Origin of the sequence: Shinella zoogloeoides (assembly GCF_033705735.1) — a bacterium.
GTDB lineage: Bacteria > Pseudomonadota > Alphaproteobacteria > Rhizobiales > Rhizobiaceae > Shinella > Shinella zoogloeoides_A.
The window spans coordinates 479,826-496,661 of the sequence record NZ_CP131131.1; the positions used below are offsets into that span (position 1 = coordinate 479,826).

Annotated in this window: 12 protein-coding genes and 2 pseudogenes; 7 read left to right on the forward strand and 7 right to left on the reverse strand. The window is 64.0% G+C overall.

Features of this window, described 5'->3' with window-relative positions:
- Positions 1-74: 74 nt before the first annotated feature.
- The 6 genes from ShzoTeo12_RS19940 to ShzoTeo12_RS19970 form a co-directional block, all read right to left on the reverse strand.
- Positions 75-2,702, reverse strand: a complete 2,628-nt coding sequence (locus tag ShzoTeo12_RS19940; RefSeq protein WP_318913846.1) for a TonB-dependent receptor — start codon at positions 2,700-2,702, stop codon at positions 75-77.
- Between the two features lie 165 nt (positions 2,703-2,867).
- Entirely contained in the window at positions 2,868-3,854 is a 987-nt protein-coding gene (locus tag ShzoTeo12_RS19945; RefSeq protein WP_318913847.1) for a FecR family protein, read from the reverse strand.
- A 136-nt stretch (positions 3,855-3,990) separates the two neighbouring features.
- On the reverse strand, positions 3,991-4,491 hold the full coding sequence (locus tag ShzoTeo12_RS19950) for an RNA polymerase sigma factor (protein ID WP_318913849.1): 501 nt from the start codon (positions 4,489-4,491) through the stop codon (positions 3,991-3,993).
- Between the two features lie 1,037 nt (positions 4,492-5,528).
- Positions 5,529-6,371 (reverse strand): TIGR01459 family HAD-type hydrolase, encoded by an 843-nt coding sequence (locus ShzoTeo12_RS19960; protein WP_318913851.1) that lies wholly within the window; start codon positions 6,369-6,371, stop codon positions 5,529-5,531.
- Complete coding sequence (locus tag ShzoTeo12_RS19965; RefSeq protein ID WP_318913853.1) at positions 6,368-7,645, reverse strand: FGGY-family carbohydrate kinase; 1,278 nt, start codon at positions 7,643-7,645, stop codon at positions 6,368-6,370. The genes ShzoTeo12_RS19960 and ShzoTeo12_RS19965 overlap by 4 nt, the downstream gene beginning before the upstream one ends.
- Positions 7,642-8,724: a class II aldolase/adducin family protein gene (locus ShzoTeo12_RS19970; protein WP_318913855.1), complete on the reverse strand. Its 1,083-nt coding sequence runs from the start codon at positions 8,722-8,724 to the stop codon at positions 7,642-7,644. The genes ShzoTeo12_RS19965 and ShzoTeo12_RS19970 overlap by 4 nt, the downstream gene beginning before the upstream one ends.
- Before the next feature lie 188 nt (positions 8,725-8,912).
- On the opposite strand from ShzoTeo12_RS19970, the gene ShzoTeo12_RS19975 reads away from it, so the two are divergent.
- From ShzoTeo12_RS19975 to ShzoTeo12_RS20000, 6 genes are all read left to right on the forward strand, one after another.
- Positions 8,913-9,692 carry a DeoR/GlpR family DNA-binding transcription regulator gene (locus ShzoTeo12_RS19975; RefSeq protein WP_318913857.1) on the forward strand — a complete coding sequence of 260 codons (780 nt, stop codon included), beginning with the start codon at positions 8,913-8,915 and terminating at the stop codon, positions 9,690-9,692.
- On the forward strand, positions 9,689-11,083 hold the full coding sequence (locus ShzoTeo12_RS19980) for a carbohydrate kinase (RefSeq protein WP_318913858.1): 1,395 nt from the start codon (positions 9,689-9,691) through the stop codon (positions 11,081-11,083). Before ShzoTeo12_RS19975 ends, ShzoTeo12_RS19980 begins: the two co-directional genes overlap by 4 nt.
- Complete coding sequence (locus ShzoTeo12_RS19985; RefSeq protein WP_318913860.1) at positions 11,080-12,603, forward strand: sugar ABC transporter ATP-binding protein; 1,524 nt, start codon at positions 11,080-11,082, stop codon at positions 12,601-12,603. Before ShzoTeo12_RS19980 ends, ShzoTeo12_RS19985 begins: the two co-directional genes overlap by 4 nt.
- Before the next feature lie 25 nt (positions 12,604-12,628).
- Entirely contained in the window at positions 12,629-13,612 is a 984-nt protein-coding gene (locus tag ShzoTeo12_RS19990; protein WP_318913862.1) for an ABC transporter permease subunit, read from the forward strand.
- 68 nt (positions 13,613-13,680) lie between these two features.
- Complete coding sequence (locus ShzoTeo12_RS19995) at positions 13,681-14,619, forward strand: ABC transporter substrate-binding protein (protein ID WP_119254639.1); 939 nt, start codon at positions 13,681-13,683, stop codon at positions 14,617-14,619.
- Positions 14,620-14,702: 83 nt separating this feature from the next.
- Positions 14,703-15,599, forward strand: coding sequence for a sugar phosphate isomerase/epimerase (locus tag ShzoTeo12_RS20000; RefSeq protein ID WP_318913864.1), 897 nt, complete (start codon positions 14,703-14,705; stop codon positions 15,597-15,599).
- Between the two features lie 64 nt (positions 15,600-15,663).
- Here ShzoTeo12_RS20000 and ShzoTeo12_RS20005 read toward each other — a convergent pair.
- Positions 15,664-16,374, reverse strand: a pseudogene (locus ShzoTeo12_RS20005) (aldehyde dehydrogenase family protein); the annotation flags it as partial.
- A gap of 88 nt (positions 16,375-16,462) precedes the next feature.
- Here ShzoTeo12_RS20005 and ShzoTeo12_RS20010 point away from each other — a divergent pair.
- Positions 16,463-16,639, forward strand: a pseudogene (locus ShzoTeo12_RS20010) (IS66 family transposase); the annotation flags it as partial.
- Positions 16,640-16,836: the final 197 nt, after the last annotated feature.

Sequence of the window (16,836 nt, forward strand, 5' to 3'; positions counted from 1 at the left end):
GGTTGACTGCCTCCGGGTCTCGGACGCAGTCGGTCTCACGCTTCGGATCTGGCGGACCCTGGCGCGATGGAAGCTCAGAACCGAACCTTGAGCGAAAGGGTCGCCGTGCGGCCGGGAGCGGGGAAGTCGGAACTGTTCATGGGATCGACATAGGCAACGTCCGTCAGGTTGTTGACGGCAAAGCGCAGCGAGGCGTTCTCATTGAAATCCCAGGAACCGTAGATGTCGAAGGTGGTGAAGGGCTTTGCCCGATACGTGGTCGAGAACAATCCGAGCTGCTCCGAAGGCACGACGCGGTTCGCGCGCGCGCCGATATTCAGCCGGTCGTCGAAGAACCGGACGCCGACATCAGCCGTGAAGCGGTATTTCGGAGCGACCGAGACATAGAGGATCGTGCCGTTGCCCGTGGATGTCGCGTTGCCCCAGGGGTCGTCGCTGTAGGTCGTCGAGAAATCACCCTTCGTGTAGGTGAAGGAGCCGCCGGCATAATAAGGGCCGGCATCGTAGTTCCCCTCGATCTCGACCCCGCGCAGCCGGGAGTCGCCGAGAAGGTTGGTGTAGGCATAGTAGCTGCTGGACTGCCCGCCGACCGCAGGGCTGCCGCTCACCGTTCCCAGTGCGATATAGTTATCGACCGTCTTGTCGAAATATGCGGCCTTGAACCGAAGACTGTCGCCGCCGGTGAGAAGATCGTCGGCCTTGAGATTGAGGCCGATTTCCCAGGTCTGCGAAGTCTCGGGCTTCAAATTCGCGTTCGGCGCATAGTCCATGAGATTGCCGATATGCGAGCCGCCGAGCAGCATTTCGCCGAGCGTGCCGGGGCGGAAACCTTCTGCATATTTGCCGAAGACCTGAAAGCCTTCCAACGGCTTGACCGCAATCAGCGCCTCCGGGGAGAAATGCCCTCCGGATTGATCGATGTCTATATCATGTATGACATCGCTGTAGATCGGGCGCGTGGCCCAGCCTAGGCAAGGGCCATTCGGAATCTGGTAAGTGCAGTATGTTTCGGTTCCCGTCTGGACCTGGCCGCCATCGATCACGGATGAGCCCTTGATCTTGTAATAGTCGTACCGGCCGCCGACCGATGCCTCGAGCCATTCCTCGTGTTCGTATTTCGCTGAAGCAAAGGTGCTCGAAAGCCAGCGGTCGCCCTTGGGATTGGGGCCGGTGAACCACCATGTGTTGTCCGCATCGCCGGCATCGTGGTTCACGGCGTCCGCGCCGGCGCGGTCGAGGAAGATTTCCGTTCCGTAGTGGAAGGTGAGATCGCCTGCCGGAAGCTCGGCCGTGCTGGTGTTCTCCAGATTGAAGCCGTAGGTGGTCAGGCCGTATTTGACGTCGAACTCGCCGTAGTCGTTGCGGCCGGAGCGCCATTGCCGGTTTTCCGTCTGGTTCCACCAGAGCTGGCCCTTGAGGTCGAAGAGCGGATCGTCCGGCTGCCAGGTATAGGTCAGCGTGCCCGTCAGGTTGCGCACATGGTTGGTGTTCTGGAGCGTCGCGAGCGCCGTGCTGGTGGTGAAGGATGCGTCGTAGCCGACGAAGCCGAATTCGATGCGCTGGTCGTTCTCAAGATCGAGGCCGGCCTTGAAAAGGCCCGACGTGGTGTCCGAGCCGGTGAAGACCGGCTTGTCGCCGCCGGGATTGCCGACGAGCGTTCCGTTCTTGCCGATGGCGTATTCGCCAAGATGCTTGCGGCTGAGCGCGGCGACGATGTCGATATCATCGGAGGTGCGGGCGGCAAGTGCCGCCGAGCCGTAGAACTCGTAGGCATTGGTGCCCGTCGTTGCATCGACCCAGCCGCCGGCATTCTCGCCCTCGAGGAGCACGTCGTCGGCCGTCAGCGTGCGGAAGCCGACCACGCCGCCATGGGAGCCGCCGCTGCCGACGCCGGCGGCCGCGTTCTTCTCCACCTCGACGGTCCTGACCAGCGCCGGATCGACATAGACGTTCGACGTGTAGCCGTGTCCGGCCTGCTGGAAGTTCTGGCGCGCGCCGTCGATCGTCGTCGTCACGCGGGTCTGGTCCTGGAGGCCGCGGACATTGATGGCGACACCGGGATTCTGCGCTGCGCCGGCGACGGAAACGCCCGAGACGCCGGAGAACAGGTCATAGGCATTGCGCGGCTGCTTCTTCTCGATGGCCTCGCGGGAGACGACGCTGACGCTCGCGGGCGTCTCGTAGACCCAGTCCGGCGTGCCCTGGAAGCCGGCGCCGGTCGCCGCATTGCGCGCGCTCTTTCCGACGGTGATCGCTTCGAGCGCCGTCGAGCCGTCCGTGATCGTCAGGTCCGGAGCCTGGGCGCCGCCAAGGCTGATGACGGCGGAAGCGCCCCGGACGCTGCCGCGCACGCCCGTGCCGGCCAGCATCCGGGTGAGGGCTTCGGCCGGCGTGAAGCTGCCGATCACCGCGTTGGTGCGGATGGCGCCGGCCTGCGTGGAGGAGAGGGTGACCTGGAGGCCGGACTGCCGGCCGAAGGCGCCCACAGCGCTTGCCAGCGGCTGCGCCGGAATGTCGAAGGGAACGCGGGCTGCCGCCGAGGCGGTGCTCTCGGTGGTCGTTTCCGCCGTCCGAGCCGTTTGTGCCGGGGCCTCCATGCCGCCGCAGAGGACGGCGAAGGCCGTCGTCGTGAGGAATATTGCTCGGCTCCGGTTCTTCCCGTTGCCCTTTTCGGCCGTTACCGCCGGATACTGAAAACGCATGCTTACCCGTCTCTTCAAAAGGGGCCGCCTCATGCGGCACTCAACGAAAAGACGGATAGGTCAGGATTTTTTCCCACCTTTCCGGCGGCTTTGCGCTAAACCTTGATTATTTCAGTCATATTTTTTCTTTGGCGCCCTTTGCGCCCGCACGGACGGCACCGCGTTCTAGAAACGGCTGATGAGGCGCGCGGCCGGCGAGACATGCCGGACCTTGCCGCCATAGGGCGCAACGAGCGCCTCCAACGCCTGATCGGGCTTGCGAAGATCGTAGAAGCCCGTCACGCGCCGGCTGGCCAGCGTGCGGTCCGGCAGGGAGAGCCAGGCGGGGTGGTAGCGACGAATCTGCTCCACCACAGAGCCGATGGTGGCGTCCACCACGAATATCTGCCCGCTGCGCCAGGTGGCGATGTCGCCGACCGGCACGGTCGTGCGTAGGACTTCGCCTGTCGCCCGGTTGGCCGTCAGCAGGTCGCCGGGCGTGAGAATCTCGGCCTCTCCCTGCGCGGCGCTTTCGACGACGGCCTTCACCGAGCCTTCGGCCAGCGCGACCGCCGTGATCTCGTCGCCGGTCTGGACGTCGAATTTCGTGCCGAGCACGGTGACCTCGACGCCGTTCGCATCGACCGTGAAGGGGCGGGTCTTGTCCGGCGTCACCTCGAAGAAGGCTTCGCCCGCAAGCAGGCGCACGGAACGGCGGCCCTGCTCGAAATCCGTCGCGATGGCGCTGGCGCCGGCAAGATGCACGAGGCTGCCGTCCTCGAGCGTCACCGTGCGGCTTTCGGCCGTCGCGGTCATGTAGTCGGCCTGCATGTGAAGGAGAAGGGAGGGGCCGGCGGCCATGACGAGACAGAGCATCGCCGCCGCCGCTGCCCCGAGGAAGCCCGCCCGGCGCGGGAAGCCGGCGCGGCGCGGCCGGTAGCCGCGGGGCGGATCGGCGCGGCGCGGCGCATCCTTCCAGTCGTCCGTGAAGGCCGGGGCCGTCGCGCCGAATGCCTGCCATGCAGTCTGCAGGCGCTCCCAAGCCTGCCGATGCTGCGGTGACTGGTCGAGCCAGCGCTCGAAGCGAAGCAGGCAATGGGCATCTTCGGGCTTTTCCTGGAGCGCGATCATCCAGCCGGCCGCTTCCTCGACAATCTCCTGGGGAATGTTCATGCCTGTGCCGCCTGTGCCGGTAATCGCTTTAGTTCCGTCGATGATCCTCGAGAAGCCTTTCCCGCTCCATCGCGTTCGTCATCTATAAGACGAATAGCGCGCCGGTTTTTCCCAAGGCTCGGCCAGATTTTCCACTTCATCCTATTTTTCCGACGAGTTTCACCAGTCCGGACTGGATCAGCCGGTGGGCGCTCGACGTCGAAACGCCGAGATGGCTGGCGATCTCCTCGATGCGGTAGCCGCCGAAGCGATGCATTTCAAGGGCGATGCGCTGCTGTGCGGGCATGGTCGCCAGGATGGCCTCGACCTGTCGGATGTGATCGCAGAGAAGGGCCTGCGCCTCCGGTGTTTCATGGCCTTGCGGCAGGCCCCACCAGGGCGTGTCGTCGGGATGCCCGTGCGCTTCCAGCCGGCGGCGTCGGCGCGTGTCGAGGGCAAGATTGCGGACGATGCGGTAGAGATAGGACTTGAGACGCGAAGGCGATTGCGCCGCCTCCGGTACGAAGCGGACGAAAGCCTCCTGCACGACGTCCTCGGCATCCTCGCGCGAGCCGAGGATCGGCGTGGCATATCGCACCAGCTCTGCGCGGTACGCCACATATGTCTCGTAGCGTGTGTCGTTTCCGTGAATGCCCATGTGCCCGCCAAGCGCTTTCCGTCACGGTCCAAGCTTCCGTTCCGCGCCACAAGACCCGAGCGCCCTCGACCGCCGCCCTCGACGTGTGATAGGCATAAAAACATGAATTTTGCAATCATGTTATTTCGGCAAGTGCGCCGCCATGGCACGAAATCCGTGCTGACGGTATCTCAATCAATGCCACCATCGGCCTGCTTGCTTCCCATGCCTGAGTTTTAAGCCGGACGCAGTGCTTTGCCCACGGTATCGACGACGATGGCGCGCTGGCGCTCGCAGGAGAAGACCGTCGGCAATGCGGCGTGCGTCTTCGAGTGAATATCCCGTCAGCCGAATCGGCAGCATGGACCAGATGACCCAGCAGAACGCCGCGATGGTCCGAGGAGACCAATGCCGCCACGCACAATCTCATGCAGATCAGCACGACGCTGAAGGGACTGGTGGACAGCTTCACGGTCTCGGCCAAGCGCAGACGAGGACCGCTGGCCCTGGCTTACCCTGATCGGCCAGAGGCTCGCCGAACCGGACGGCACTCTCATTCTCGGCTGCTCGGCGCTGAAGCGCTGCTACCGTGACCGCATCCGCGCGGAGGCCGACGCGCCCGTCACCTTCGTCCACCTTTCCGGCACGAAGGACGTGATCACGGAGCGCATGGGCGCCCGCACAGGCCACTTCATGCCGACCGGCCTCATCGACAGCCAGTTCGCAGCGCTCGACCGCCGGAGACAGACGAGTACGCCGCCGATATCGACAAGCCGTTCGAGGCGATCGTTGAGCAAGTTGTCGGTCTGAGTGGTGTTCGATAAGCGGGCGTATTTCTCCAGATAAAAAATTCCCCAAATTGATCGCGCGGCGCATCGAAACACCAATGGGGCCGCCGGTTCATATCCCGTCAAGAGCCCAAAATTGCCAGCCTTTCCCGCTCCTCCGCTGTGAAGGTCTCGAGGAGGTGAGCGCCCTCGTCCAGTCCCTCGACGCTCTCGCTGAGAAAAAGCGCCTGGTAAAGTCTGAAAGAATGTCGCAGCTCCCGGCCTCCGGAGTCAAAGACCAAAGCGCTCCATCAGGAAATCGGGACGCACGTCATAGCTGTCGGCGATGGAAGCGAGGCCGGAGTCCGCCGTATCCGCAAGGATGCCAGTTCGGACAAGGCAGGACGACAGGCCGGCGCCGGCAGCGCCGGCAATGTCGTGCTCCAGACTGTCGCCGATGCAGACGATGCGCTCCGCCGGAACAGTCTTCAGCAGCGCCCTCGCTTGCCGGTAGACCGCCGGATACGGCTTGCCGAACCAGCGGACGGGACCGCCGAGTTCCTCGTAGGCAAGCGCGATGCTGCCTGCGCCTGGCGCAATACCTCCGCTCTTCGCTAGCTTGTGACGATCAGGATTGGTGCAATAGCAGGGCACCCCGCGCCGTGCGGCCGGTTCGAGAAGCGTGCGGTAGTCCGCAAGCAGTATGCGCTCGGCTTCGCTGCCGGAAATGATCACGACATCGGCCAGCGCCGCATCCTCGACGCTCTCGAAACCCAGGCGGTCGGCTAGATTGCGGTCACCGCCGCTGGAAATGGTCAGGCAACGCGTGCGGCCGGAGCGGTTGGCGGTTTCCACGGCGAGAATATCGTGGGCCACGTCACCGGAGGTCAGGAAGCGGTCGAAGCCGGCACGATCGAAGCCGAGCTTGATCAGTCGCTCCGCATTGTAGTCGCCGCTGCGGCCGGAATTTGAAAGGATGACGATCGCCTTTCCCAGCGCCTTCAGATGGAGCAGCGCTTCGTTAGCACCGGGATAGGCAAGGTCGTCATCCCTGAGCACGCCGAACTGGTCGACGAGAAAACCATCGTAGCGCTCTACCAGCGCAGCAAGGGTCGTGTATGGCGCGATGCTCATGGCCAGCGGGCCTTTCCGGCAAGAACCAGCGAGGCGGTGCCGACGGCGGCCTCTGCCGAGCGCGACGGGAGGAAGGGAACGCCGAGCGCTTTTTCACGCATCCGTGTCCAGGCCGGGTTGGCGGCGCCGCCACCCACCGTGCGGACGGATCGAACCGGGGGGCCGCCCAGATCGGCAAGGCGGTCATAGCCCGATTTTTCGATTGCCGTCATGCCTTCGAGAAGCGCCTGGAAGAACACGAGATCGTCCGCTGGGCGCGGTTCCAGCAGAGGCGAATATGCGGGGTCGTTTGTCGGGAATCGCTCGCCGGGCTTGAGGAGCGGATAATAGAAAAGGCCTGTCGGCTCATCCGGCCGAAGCAGCGGCGTCATTGCCTTCAAACGCGCGCCATCGAAGAAATGGCGGATAACGGCACCACCCGAGTTGGAGGCCCCGCCGGCAAGCCAGAAATCGAGGATGCGGTGCGAATAGATGCCATAGTCGGCCGCGTCGATCGGCCGGGCCGAAGCAACCTTGACGACGAGTGTCGAGCCGAGCGCCGTGACGCCGTCGCCAACGGCCGAGGCTCCCGTCGCCAGGAAGGAAGCGCAGCCGTCGGTCGTGCCGGCATGGTAGCGGCAGCCGAACGGCAGACCGAGCGCCCGCCCTGCGGCGCCGGTAACCGACAACGGTGCCCCGGCGCGCCGGACAGCGGGCAGAAGGGCAATGTCCATGCCGCAGGCCTCCAGCCAGTCCGGCCAGGTCTCCGCGGTCAGGTCGTAACCGGTCTTCAATGCGTTGTTCTCATCACTCGCCCGCTCCGCAAGGCCGAGCTGCATGAGGATCCAGTCGGCCTGATGCAGGACGGCCTTCACGCCGGGCTGGCGTGAGATATGGATGGCGCGCGCCAGCGCAGATGTCGATCCGCGTGCCGGATTGTCCGGCGGTGCGCGCTGCGCGATGCGCTCGACGACAGCGCTGTCGGGACAGGGGTCGTTGTACATCAGGACATCGCCGACCGGCGCACCTGCCGCATCGACTGCAAGCACCGTGCCGGACGTGCCGTCGACCGCGATGCCCTCGACCGAGTCGAAGGAAAGATGTGAGGACAATTCGGCAAGGCATGCCTCGACCCCCCGCCGCCAGACGGCCGGCGAGCGCGCGGCCGCCGCATCCGGAAAGGGAAAGGCGGCCATGCCGAGCGGCGAGCCATCCGTGGCGAGCGCCGCGGCCCGCACTCCCGATGTGCCGAGATCGATGCCGAGGGCGATGGCGCTCCGTGCCGCGACGCTCATGCCTGGCGGCTCGCCTTGCGGTCGAGCGCCTGTCGATATTGCTCTGCCTCCCAATGGGTCAGCTCGTGCTCCTGCGCCGGATCGAGATAGGCGACTGCAGCGCCCTCCGGAACACGGGAAACCACTTCGGCGAGGCAGCGCGCCATGACGCGGCCGCCCTCGGTGAGCTCATTGGCCAGGAGTACGCCCTTCCCCGGCGCCAGCAGCATCTTGGGAACCTGGAGGTTCCGTGACCGGCGGTTCGCCGCATAGGCTTCCGCCGTCTGGCCGTCGGCCAGCACGCCGATTTCCGTGCCGAGAAAAATGACATGGTCGGGATAGAGCGAGCCGCGGGTCGCGATTGCCACGCTTATCGGGCTGAGCGCGGTCTTGTGGCTGCCGGCATCCTTCGCGGGGTGGAAACCGCTCCCGTCCGCCAGCACCTGCAATTCCATCGGATCGGCCGCCGTAGCCGGCCGCTCCTCCACCGTCAGCGCCGCCGTCACCCGGGCAATGCGCTCGCGCACCTCCTCCACCGTCTCACCCGTGACGATGACGCCGTGGTTGAACAGCACCAGCACATCCGGGCGGCTTGCGGCGACACGGTCAATCTCGCGGGCAAGCGGCGTGCCGGGGCGACGGTAGGGAATGGCCGCCCAGGTCAGATCCGGCAGGCGCGCCATTCGTTCTGCAATCACCGCTTCACGGTTCTCCAGCACGGAAAGGGCGATAGCGTTCACACAATGATAGTGCGCGACGACGGCCTGCGGCAGGGCGGCATGAAAACTCGTCTCGATCGACGGACGAAGCCCCGAGGCATTCAGATCTGCGAAGACGAAGTCGGTGGCTTTTTCTGCGCGCGGATCGCCCGCCTTCAGCGCCTCCACAAGTGGAGCGACCTCCACCGGCACCATGATGTCACGCTCGCCGGCATGCGCAAGCCACATGCCTGACGCCTTCACCCACATCACGCCATCGCGCTTGAAGGAGGTGTTGCCACCGGCGCCCTGCGTTTTCAGGATGTCGCTGCCGACAGCCTTGGAAAGCGCAAGAAATGCCTCGAAGGCGGCGTTGTCGCCCGACGGAATACCTGAAGCCATGCCGGCCTCCTCCTCTCACCAGCTCGCGCCTGCCCACGGGTTCCCGAATGTGAGCAAACTTTTTCGCAATCGTATTTATTTGATCGAAAATCGTCAACTATGAAGATTCTACGTCAGGCATCTTGCCATTCTCCAATCTCTGTGACTATCTTTACTCATCGACGAGGGAGACGTCGGGAGGATCCGTCTTGAACGATACCGAGCGCCACAAGGCCATCATCGATCTGCTGCGCGAGACGCCTTTTGCGTCCGTACGCGATCTGCAGGAGCGCCTTGGCGCCTCTCCCGCCACCATTCGCCGTGACATCGACAAGCTGCATGAACTCGGCCGCGCCCGGAAAGTCTACGGTGGCATTTCCGCCGGTGAGGCCGGTGGCAGCGCCAGGCTCTCGGCCCGCCCCTACGACGAGAACCGCGACATTGCCGTCGAGGCCAAGCGGGCGATTGCAGCGAAAGCCGCCGAACTGGTGCGCGATGGTGACGCCATCATCGTGCATGCCGGCTCGACCTGCTACCAACTCGGCACGCTGCTGGCACGGCGCAATGTGCGGCTGTGGACCAATTCCATGCCGCTTGCCGCCCATCTGAGCGAGCACGGCACCTGCCAGCTGTCGCTCGCCGGCGGCGAACTCTACCGCGAGCCCGGTATCATTCACGATCCGGCGGCCGGCGCGCCGGGCTTCTTCGCTTCGCGCTTCTTTCTGGGCACCCAGGGCATCAGCAGCAAGGGGCTGCTCGAATCCCATCCGCTGCTCGTCAAGGTCATCGGCGAGCTCGCGGCCTGCGCCGACGAGATCGTGCTTCTGGCCGACAGCCGGAAATTCTCCATCCAGCCGCGCAACATCGCCCTGCCGCTCTCGCGCATCGGCACCATCATCACGGATGACGGCCTGACCGATGCCGCCGCCAAGATGCTGGAAGAGGCAGGCGTCACCATCACGATCGCGACCGTGGGAGGGGAAAATTGAGCCCGTCCCCCATCGCCGTCTTCGATCTCGGCAAGACCAATTCGAAACTCTTCGTGCTCTCGGCTGACGGCAAGGTTATCGATGAATCGCGCACCCGCCCAATCTGGAAGCGGTTGGGCGATCTGAGTGTTCTCGACGACGCGGCGCTCTTCGCATGGATGGAGGGTGAGCTCGCCCGCGTGGTAGCCAACCATGGCGTCGACCGGATCACCTTCTCGGGCCATGGGTGCACTTTCGCGCTTGTCGCCGGCGACGCCCTTGTTCATCCCGTGCTCGATTACGAGCAGGAACCTCCGTCGGACATTGCCGGCCGCATCGATGCGCTCATGCCGGATTTCGGCGAAACCTTTTCGCCGCCCTTGCCGCTCGGCTTCAACTATGGCCGCCACCTTCTCTGGCTGAACGAGCGCGATCCCGCGCTCTTCGGGAAGGCCGATACCATTCTGGCCTATCCGCAGTTCTGGAGCTGGAAGTTTTCAGGCTGCACGGTGTCCGAGGTTTCCTATCTCGGCTGCCATTCCCATCTGTGGGCGCCGCTTGCCGATGATTTCAGCAGCCTTGTCGATAGGATGGGCTGGCGCGGCAAGATGCCCGCGTTTGCGCGGGCCGGAAGCCTGATCGGCACGCACCGCGTATCGCTCGACGACGGGCGCAGCGTGGAAATCGCCGTCCATAATGGCGTGCACGACAGCAATGCGGCGCTCTATTTCTATCGCTCGCTGGGCTTTTCCGATTTCACGCTGGTCTCGACCGGTACCTGGGTGATCGTCTTCAACCCTGCAAGCCCGCTCGAGCGGCTCGATCCCGCGCGCGACATGCTGGCCAATGTCACGGTCGATCACCAGCCGGTCGCCACCATCCGCTTCATGGGAGGCCGGGAATATGATGTCGCGAGCGGCGGCTGGGCCAGACCGGTTTCGGTGGAGGCCGTTGCCGCGGTGATTGCCAAGGGCGCTTTCGCGCTGCCCTCCTTTGCCGCGGGCGGCCCCATGCAGGGTCATGCCGGACGTTTCAGCGGCCCTGTTGTCGACGGAGAGGAGCGTGCCGCCGCCGCCCTGCTCTATGTCGCGCTGATGACCGATCAGTCGCTCGACCTCATCGGTTCGCAAAATACCATAGTCATCGATGGCGGCCTGGTAAAAACCGGCCTTTATGCCGCCATCCTCGCCGTCTTGAGGCCAGGCCAGACGGTTCATACCAGCGCCAATCCGGAAGGAAGCGCCTTTGGCGCCGCTGCCCTCGTCTTCGACGCTTCGGGCAGCAATCCCTTCGTCAACGACTGCGCGGTGGCCGCGCCCGCTGCCATCGCCGGTATCGAGGCCTACAGGCAGGACTGGCGTCGGCAGGTCGAGGTGATGACGCGGGGCGAGATCAGGGAGAAGCGTGCATGACCGGACAGGCCACGACCCCCCTTCTTGAAATGCGCGACATCAGCAAGACCTTTGGTGCATCCAGGGCATTGTCGCATGTCAGCCTCACGGTGCATTCCGGCGAAGTGCATGCCTTGATGGGCGAGAACGGCGCCGGCAAGTCGACGCTGATGAAGATCCTGTCCGGCGCTTATACCGCCGATCCCGGCGGCTCCGTGCTGATCGATGGCGCGCCGGTCACGCTCGGCGATCCCTTGAAGGCCAAGGCCCATGGCATTGCCGTCATTTATCAGGAGCTTTCGCTCGCGCCGAACCTCACAGTGGCGCAGAACATGTTCCTCGGCAACGAGCCGTCGCGTTTCGGCCTTGCCGATCACGCCGAGATGCGCCGACGGGCCGAGCCGATCCTCAAGCAGCTTGGCATCGGCTTCGATGCCACTCGCCGGGTTGCCGAACTCTCGCTCGGCGAGCGGCAGATGGTGGAGATCGCGCGCGCACTAACCACCAATGCGCGCATCATCGTCATGGACGAGCCGACGACATCGCTCACCACGCGCGAGACCGACCGGCTGTTCGACGTCATCGCCCGCCTGAAGGCCGACGGCATCGCCGTCATCTATATCAGCCACCGCATGGAGGAGATCTACCAGCTCTCCGACCGTGTCAGCGTGCTGCGCGACGGTGCCTATATCGGCACGCTGGAGCGCGATGGCCTCTCGGCCGGCAAGCTGGTCTCGATGATGGTCGGCCGCGACCTTTCGTCCTTCTATAAGAAGGAGCACCGGCAGGCGGAAGGCGTGCGCGCCGCCGTTCTCTCCGTCACCAATGTCGGTGACGGCCAGCGCGTGCATGATTGCACTTTCGATGTGCGGGCGGGCGAAGTGCTGGGCATCGCCGGCCTTGTCGGCTCGGGCCGCACCGAACTCGCCCGTCTCGTCTACGGTGCCGACCGCCGCATCTCGGGTGAGATCAGGCTGAACGGCGAGACCCTGGCGATTGCCTCGCCGAGGGATGCGCTCGATGCCGGCATCGCCTACTTGACCGAGGACCGCAAGGCACTCGGCCTCTTCCTCGACATGTCGATCAGCGACAACATCAATATCGGCGTCATCGTTGAGGATGCCAAGGCGGGCGGCGCTCTGAACTTCGCCAAAGCGAGAGAGCGGGCCATCGGCGCCGTCAAGGCGCTATCGATCCGCACGGCCGGCACGCAGATCAATGTCGGCGCGCTCTCGGGCGGCAACCAGCAGAAGGCGCTGCTGGCCCGCCTGCTGGAAACCAGGCCGAAGGCGATCATTCTCGACGAGCCGACGCGCGGTGTCGATGTCGGCGCGAAATCCGAAATCTACCGCATCATCGACGACCTTGCCCAGAGCGGCATCGCCGTCGTCGTGATCTCCAGCGATCTGCCGGAAATTCTCGGCATTGCCGACCGCGTTCTGGTCATGCGCGAGGGGCGCATCGCCGGCGAGGTGAGCCAGCCGATCGAACAGGAAGCCATCATGGCGCTGGCAACAGGCACTGCCGGCGCGGCGGCGTGACGAAACAGAGAAACGGGACGAAACCATGGCTGCAAGCGAAACCGAACAGGCCCGAATGGACAAGCTGAAGCTGCGCTCGACGCTGACTGCGCTCGGCATGCTGCCCGTGCTCGTGCTGCTCGCAATCGGCTTCCATCTGCTTTCCGGCCGCTTTCTGTCGGTCAACAACCTGTCGATCGTCATGCAGCAAGCCTCGATCAATATGGTGCTGGCTGCGGGCATGACCTTTGTCATCCTGACGGGAGGCATCGACCTGTCGGTCGGCTCGATCCTCGCCGCCTCGGCCATGATCGCCGTCATCGTCTCGCTGGTGCCGGATCTCGGCATGCTCGGCGTTCCTGCCGCCATCCTTGCCGGCCTTGCCTGCGGCTTTCTCAACGGCGCGATCATCGCCTGGCTCAAACTTCCGCCCTTCATCGTCACGCTCGGCTCGCTCACTGCCATCCGCGGCGTTGCCCGCCTGCTCGGCAACGACACGACCGTCTTCAATGCGGATCTGCCGTTCGATTTCATCGGCAACGGTACGCTGTTCGGCATACCGTGGCTCGCCATCATCGCGATCGCGACGATCATCGTCTCCTGGTTCATCCTCAAGCGCACGGTGCTCGGCACCTGGATTTATGCCGTCGGAGGCAATTCCGAGGCCGCGCGTCTCACCGGCATCAAGGTGCCGCTGGTGCTGCTCTTCGTATATTCGATATCGGGCCTGCTTTCCGGTCTCGGCGGCGCCATGTCGGCCGCCCGCCTCTATGCCGCAAATGGCCTGCAGCTCGGGCAGGCCTATGAGCTCGATGCCATCGCGGCCGTTATTCTCGGCGGCACCTCGTTCGTCGGCGGCGTCGGCTCCATCTGGGGCACGCTGATCGGCGCGCTCATCATCGCCGTGCTCTCCAACGGCCTCATTCTCGTGGGGGTCTCGGACATCTGGCAATACATCATCAAGGGCCTCGTCATCATCGTCGCCGTTGGCCTCGATCGGTACAGGCTGAAAGGACTTGGCCGGACATAAAGTCCGGCTGAACGAACCGGTCGTTACCGGAGACAACGGCGCAAAACGCGCCACCAAAGGAGGAAAACATGCGTCTCATCTCGAAGCTCTTCATTGGCACCGCGCTCGCCGCCACGATCGCCATGCCCGCCGCCGCCAAGGACCTCAACAAGATCGGCATCTCGGTCGGCCTGCTCGGCAATCCGTTCTTCGTCGCAACCATCAAGGGTATCGAGGACCGAGCCAAGGAAATCAATCCGAACGTCGAAGTCATCTCCGTCTCGGCAGACTACGACCTGAACAAGCAGGTCTCGCAGGTCGACAGCTTCATCGCCGCCGGCGTCGACATCATCATGCTGAACGCCGTCGATGCCAAGGCCATCGCACCCGCCGTGAAGAAGGCGCAAGCCGCCGGCGTCGTGGTTGCCGCATTCGACGTTTCGGCTCCCGGCGCCGATGTCACCGTCATGACGAACAACGTCAAGGCTGGCGAAGAAGCCTGCAACTACATCGCCGAGAAGCTCGGCAACAAGGGCGACGTCGTCATCATCAACGGCCCGGCCTCCTCCTCGATCCTCGAGCGCGTCCAGGGGTGCAAGGACGCACTCGGCAAACATGCCGACATCAAGATCCTGTCTGACGACCAGAACGGCCAGGGCTCGCGTGATGGCGGTCTTGCCGTCATGCAGGGCCTGCTGACCCGCTTCGACAAGATCGACGCGGTCTTCGCCATCAACGACCCGACCGCGATCGGTGCGGAACTTGCCGCCAAGCAGCTGAACCGCAGCGAGTTCTTCTTCACGGCCGTTGACGGCGCGCCGGACATTGAAAAGTCGCTGGCCAGCGGCAATTCCATGATCAAGGCCTCGGCCTCGCAGGATCCCTATGTCATGGCCGGCCAGGCCTTGCAGCTTGGCGTCGAAGTGCTGAAGGGCAACAAGCCGGCCGAACCCATCGTGCTGCTCGACCCGAAGCTGATCACGGCTGAAAATGTCAAGGACTACAAGGGCTGGACCGCAGCCCGCTAAATCCTTCTCCCGGACGGCCGGGGCGCCCCGCAAGCGGCGTGCCCGGCCGATCTTCCATTTTTCCTTTCAGAAAGCGGCCGGCTATGTCGAAAATCGGTGTCCATTCCTTCGTCTGGAGCGCGGGCTCGTCCAGGAGCGATCTTGAGAAGGCGCTCGAGAGCACCCACAGGCTCGGCTACAAGCTCATCGAATTCTCCTATCTCGATCCCGAGCAGGTCGACGTGAAATGGCTGTCCGGTCGCCTCGGTGAACTCGGCCTGGATGTAGCGATAAGCATGGGCCTTCCGCCGGAGGGCGACATTTCCAGCGAGGATGCATCGGTCGTGGCGAACGGCGTCGATATTCTCGACCGCGCCGTAGCCCTGGTGCGCGACCTGGGCGGCACGAAACTGGCCGGCATCCTTAGCTCCGCCCATGGCAAGCAGGAACACAGCCTGACGCGCAAGGCCTGGGACACCAGTGTCTCCGCCCTGTCGAAGGTGGCGGACCGGGCGAAGGCCGCCGGCGTCACGCTCAATCTCGAGATCGTCAATCGCTTTGAGAGCAACATGCTGAACACCGCGGCACAAGGACTGGCCTATATCCGCGACACCGGAGCGTCCAACGTGCTCCTGCATCTCGACACGTTCCACATGAACATCGAGGAGGCCGATGTCGGCCTCGCCATTCGCCACGCGGCTGACAAGATCGGCTATGTCCATATCGGCGAAAGCCATCGCGGCTATCTCGGAACGGGCACGATCGACTTCGCAGCGATTTTCGACGCGCTTGTTGCGATCGGCTGGGACGACTACGTCACTTTCGAATCGTTCTCGACGACCATCGTCGACAGGGACCTGTCGCTCAAGACGGCGATCTGGCGCAACCTCTGGGACGACAACGTCGCGCTCGCCCACCACGCGAACCGGTTTATCGAATTGGGCCTGGAGACGGCTCGTCGTAAGAGCGAGCTCGTGTGCCAAGCTCACCTCCCGGTCTAGCGACGCTATGCTATCGAACTGACCGGCGGGTTCCTTTCCATTCAGGAGCGATTGTTCTCGTCAGTTCGGTTTCGAACCTGTAGACCGGGGCGACAGGCCCGAAGATCTCCTCGCCTGCGATGGCGGCGTCGGTGGGCACGTTTTCGATGACGGTCGGTGGATAGAAGTAGCCGTTCCCCGAAAGCGGCTTGCCCCCTGTCGTGACGCGGGCGCCAGCGGCCACCGCTTCCGAGACGAGCCTGTCGATCTTGCGCACCGCATTCGTCGTGATCATCGGACCGCATTGCGTGTCGGGATCGTAGCCGGGGCCGACCTTCATCGCGGCCATGCGCGCGGTCAGCCCCGCGACGAAGGCGTCGTGAATGCCTGACTGGACGTAGAAGCGGTTGGCGGCCGTGCAGGCTTCGCCGGCATTGCGCATCTTGGCGACCATGGCGCCGTCGAGCGCGGCTTCGAGATCCGCGTCGTCGAAGACGAGGAAGGGCGCATTGCCGCCGAGTTCCATCGGGCAGCTGACGACCGACTTGGCGGCCTCGGCGAGAAGGGTGCGGCCGACGCCGGTCGAGCCGGTGAAGGAGAGCTTGCGCACGCGCGGGTCGGCAAGCATGGCATTGGTCACGCCACTCGGGTTCGTCGTGGTCAGGACATTGACGACGCCTGGCGGCACGCCCGCTTCCTCACCGAGACGGGCCATCGCATAGGCGGTCAGCGGCGTCTCGGAGGCCGGTTTCAGGATAACCGTGCAGCCGGCGGCGAGCGCCGGGCCGATTGATTTGTCGTGAGGGCTATGATTCAGGCTGGCGTGAAGGAGCCTGACTGATGAGTAGTTTTTTTGGCTGACGGACGAGCAAATGGCTTGTCCGTCAGCCTTCGGGCTCAAGTCTGAGAAGACCGATCTCGAACAATTCAAGCTGGCACTGGAAGACTTGAAAACGGCCATGGCCACCATCCATACCGAGGATGAAGCGGACATTCCTGCTGGAAACAGGGTCACCAAGCCACGCGCAATCAATCGTGGCTCCCTTCCGAAGCATCCCCCGTGTCGAGCGGAGAATGCTTCGCGGAAACCCTGACAAACCGGGGCAGGCTGGCTGATCCCTCTCTGTTCCGGTTTCGTCCAATGAAGCGCTCCGCAATCGGTCCGTCACAGACGTTTGTTCTCGTGCATGGTGCCAGGACGCACCAAGAATAGTGCCGACCCGGCGACGCCGCTCGAATAGCGGGTTTAGCCGTGGCC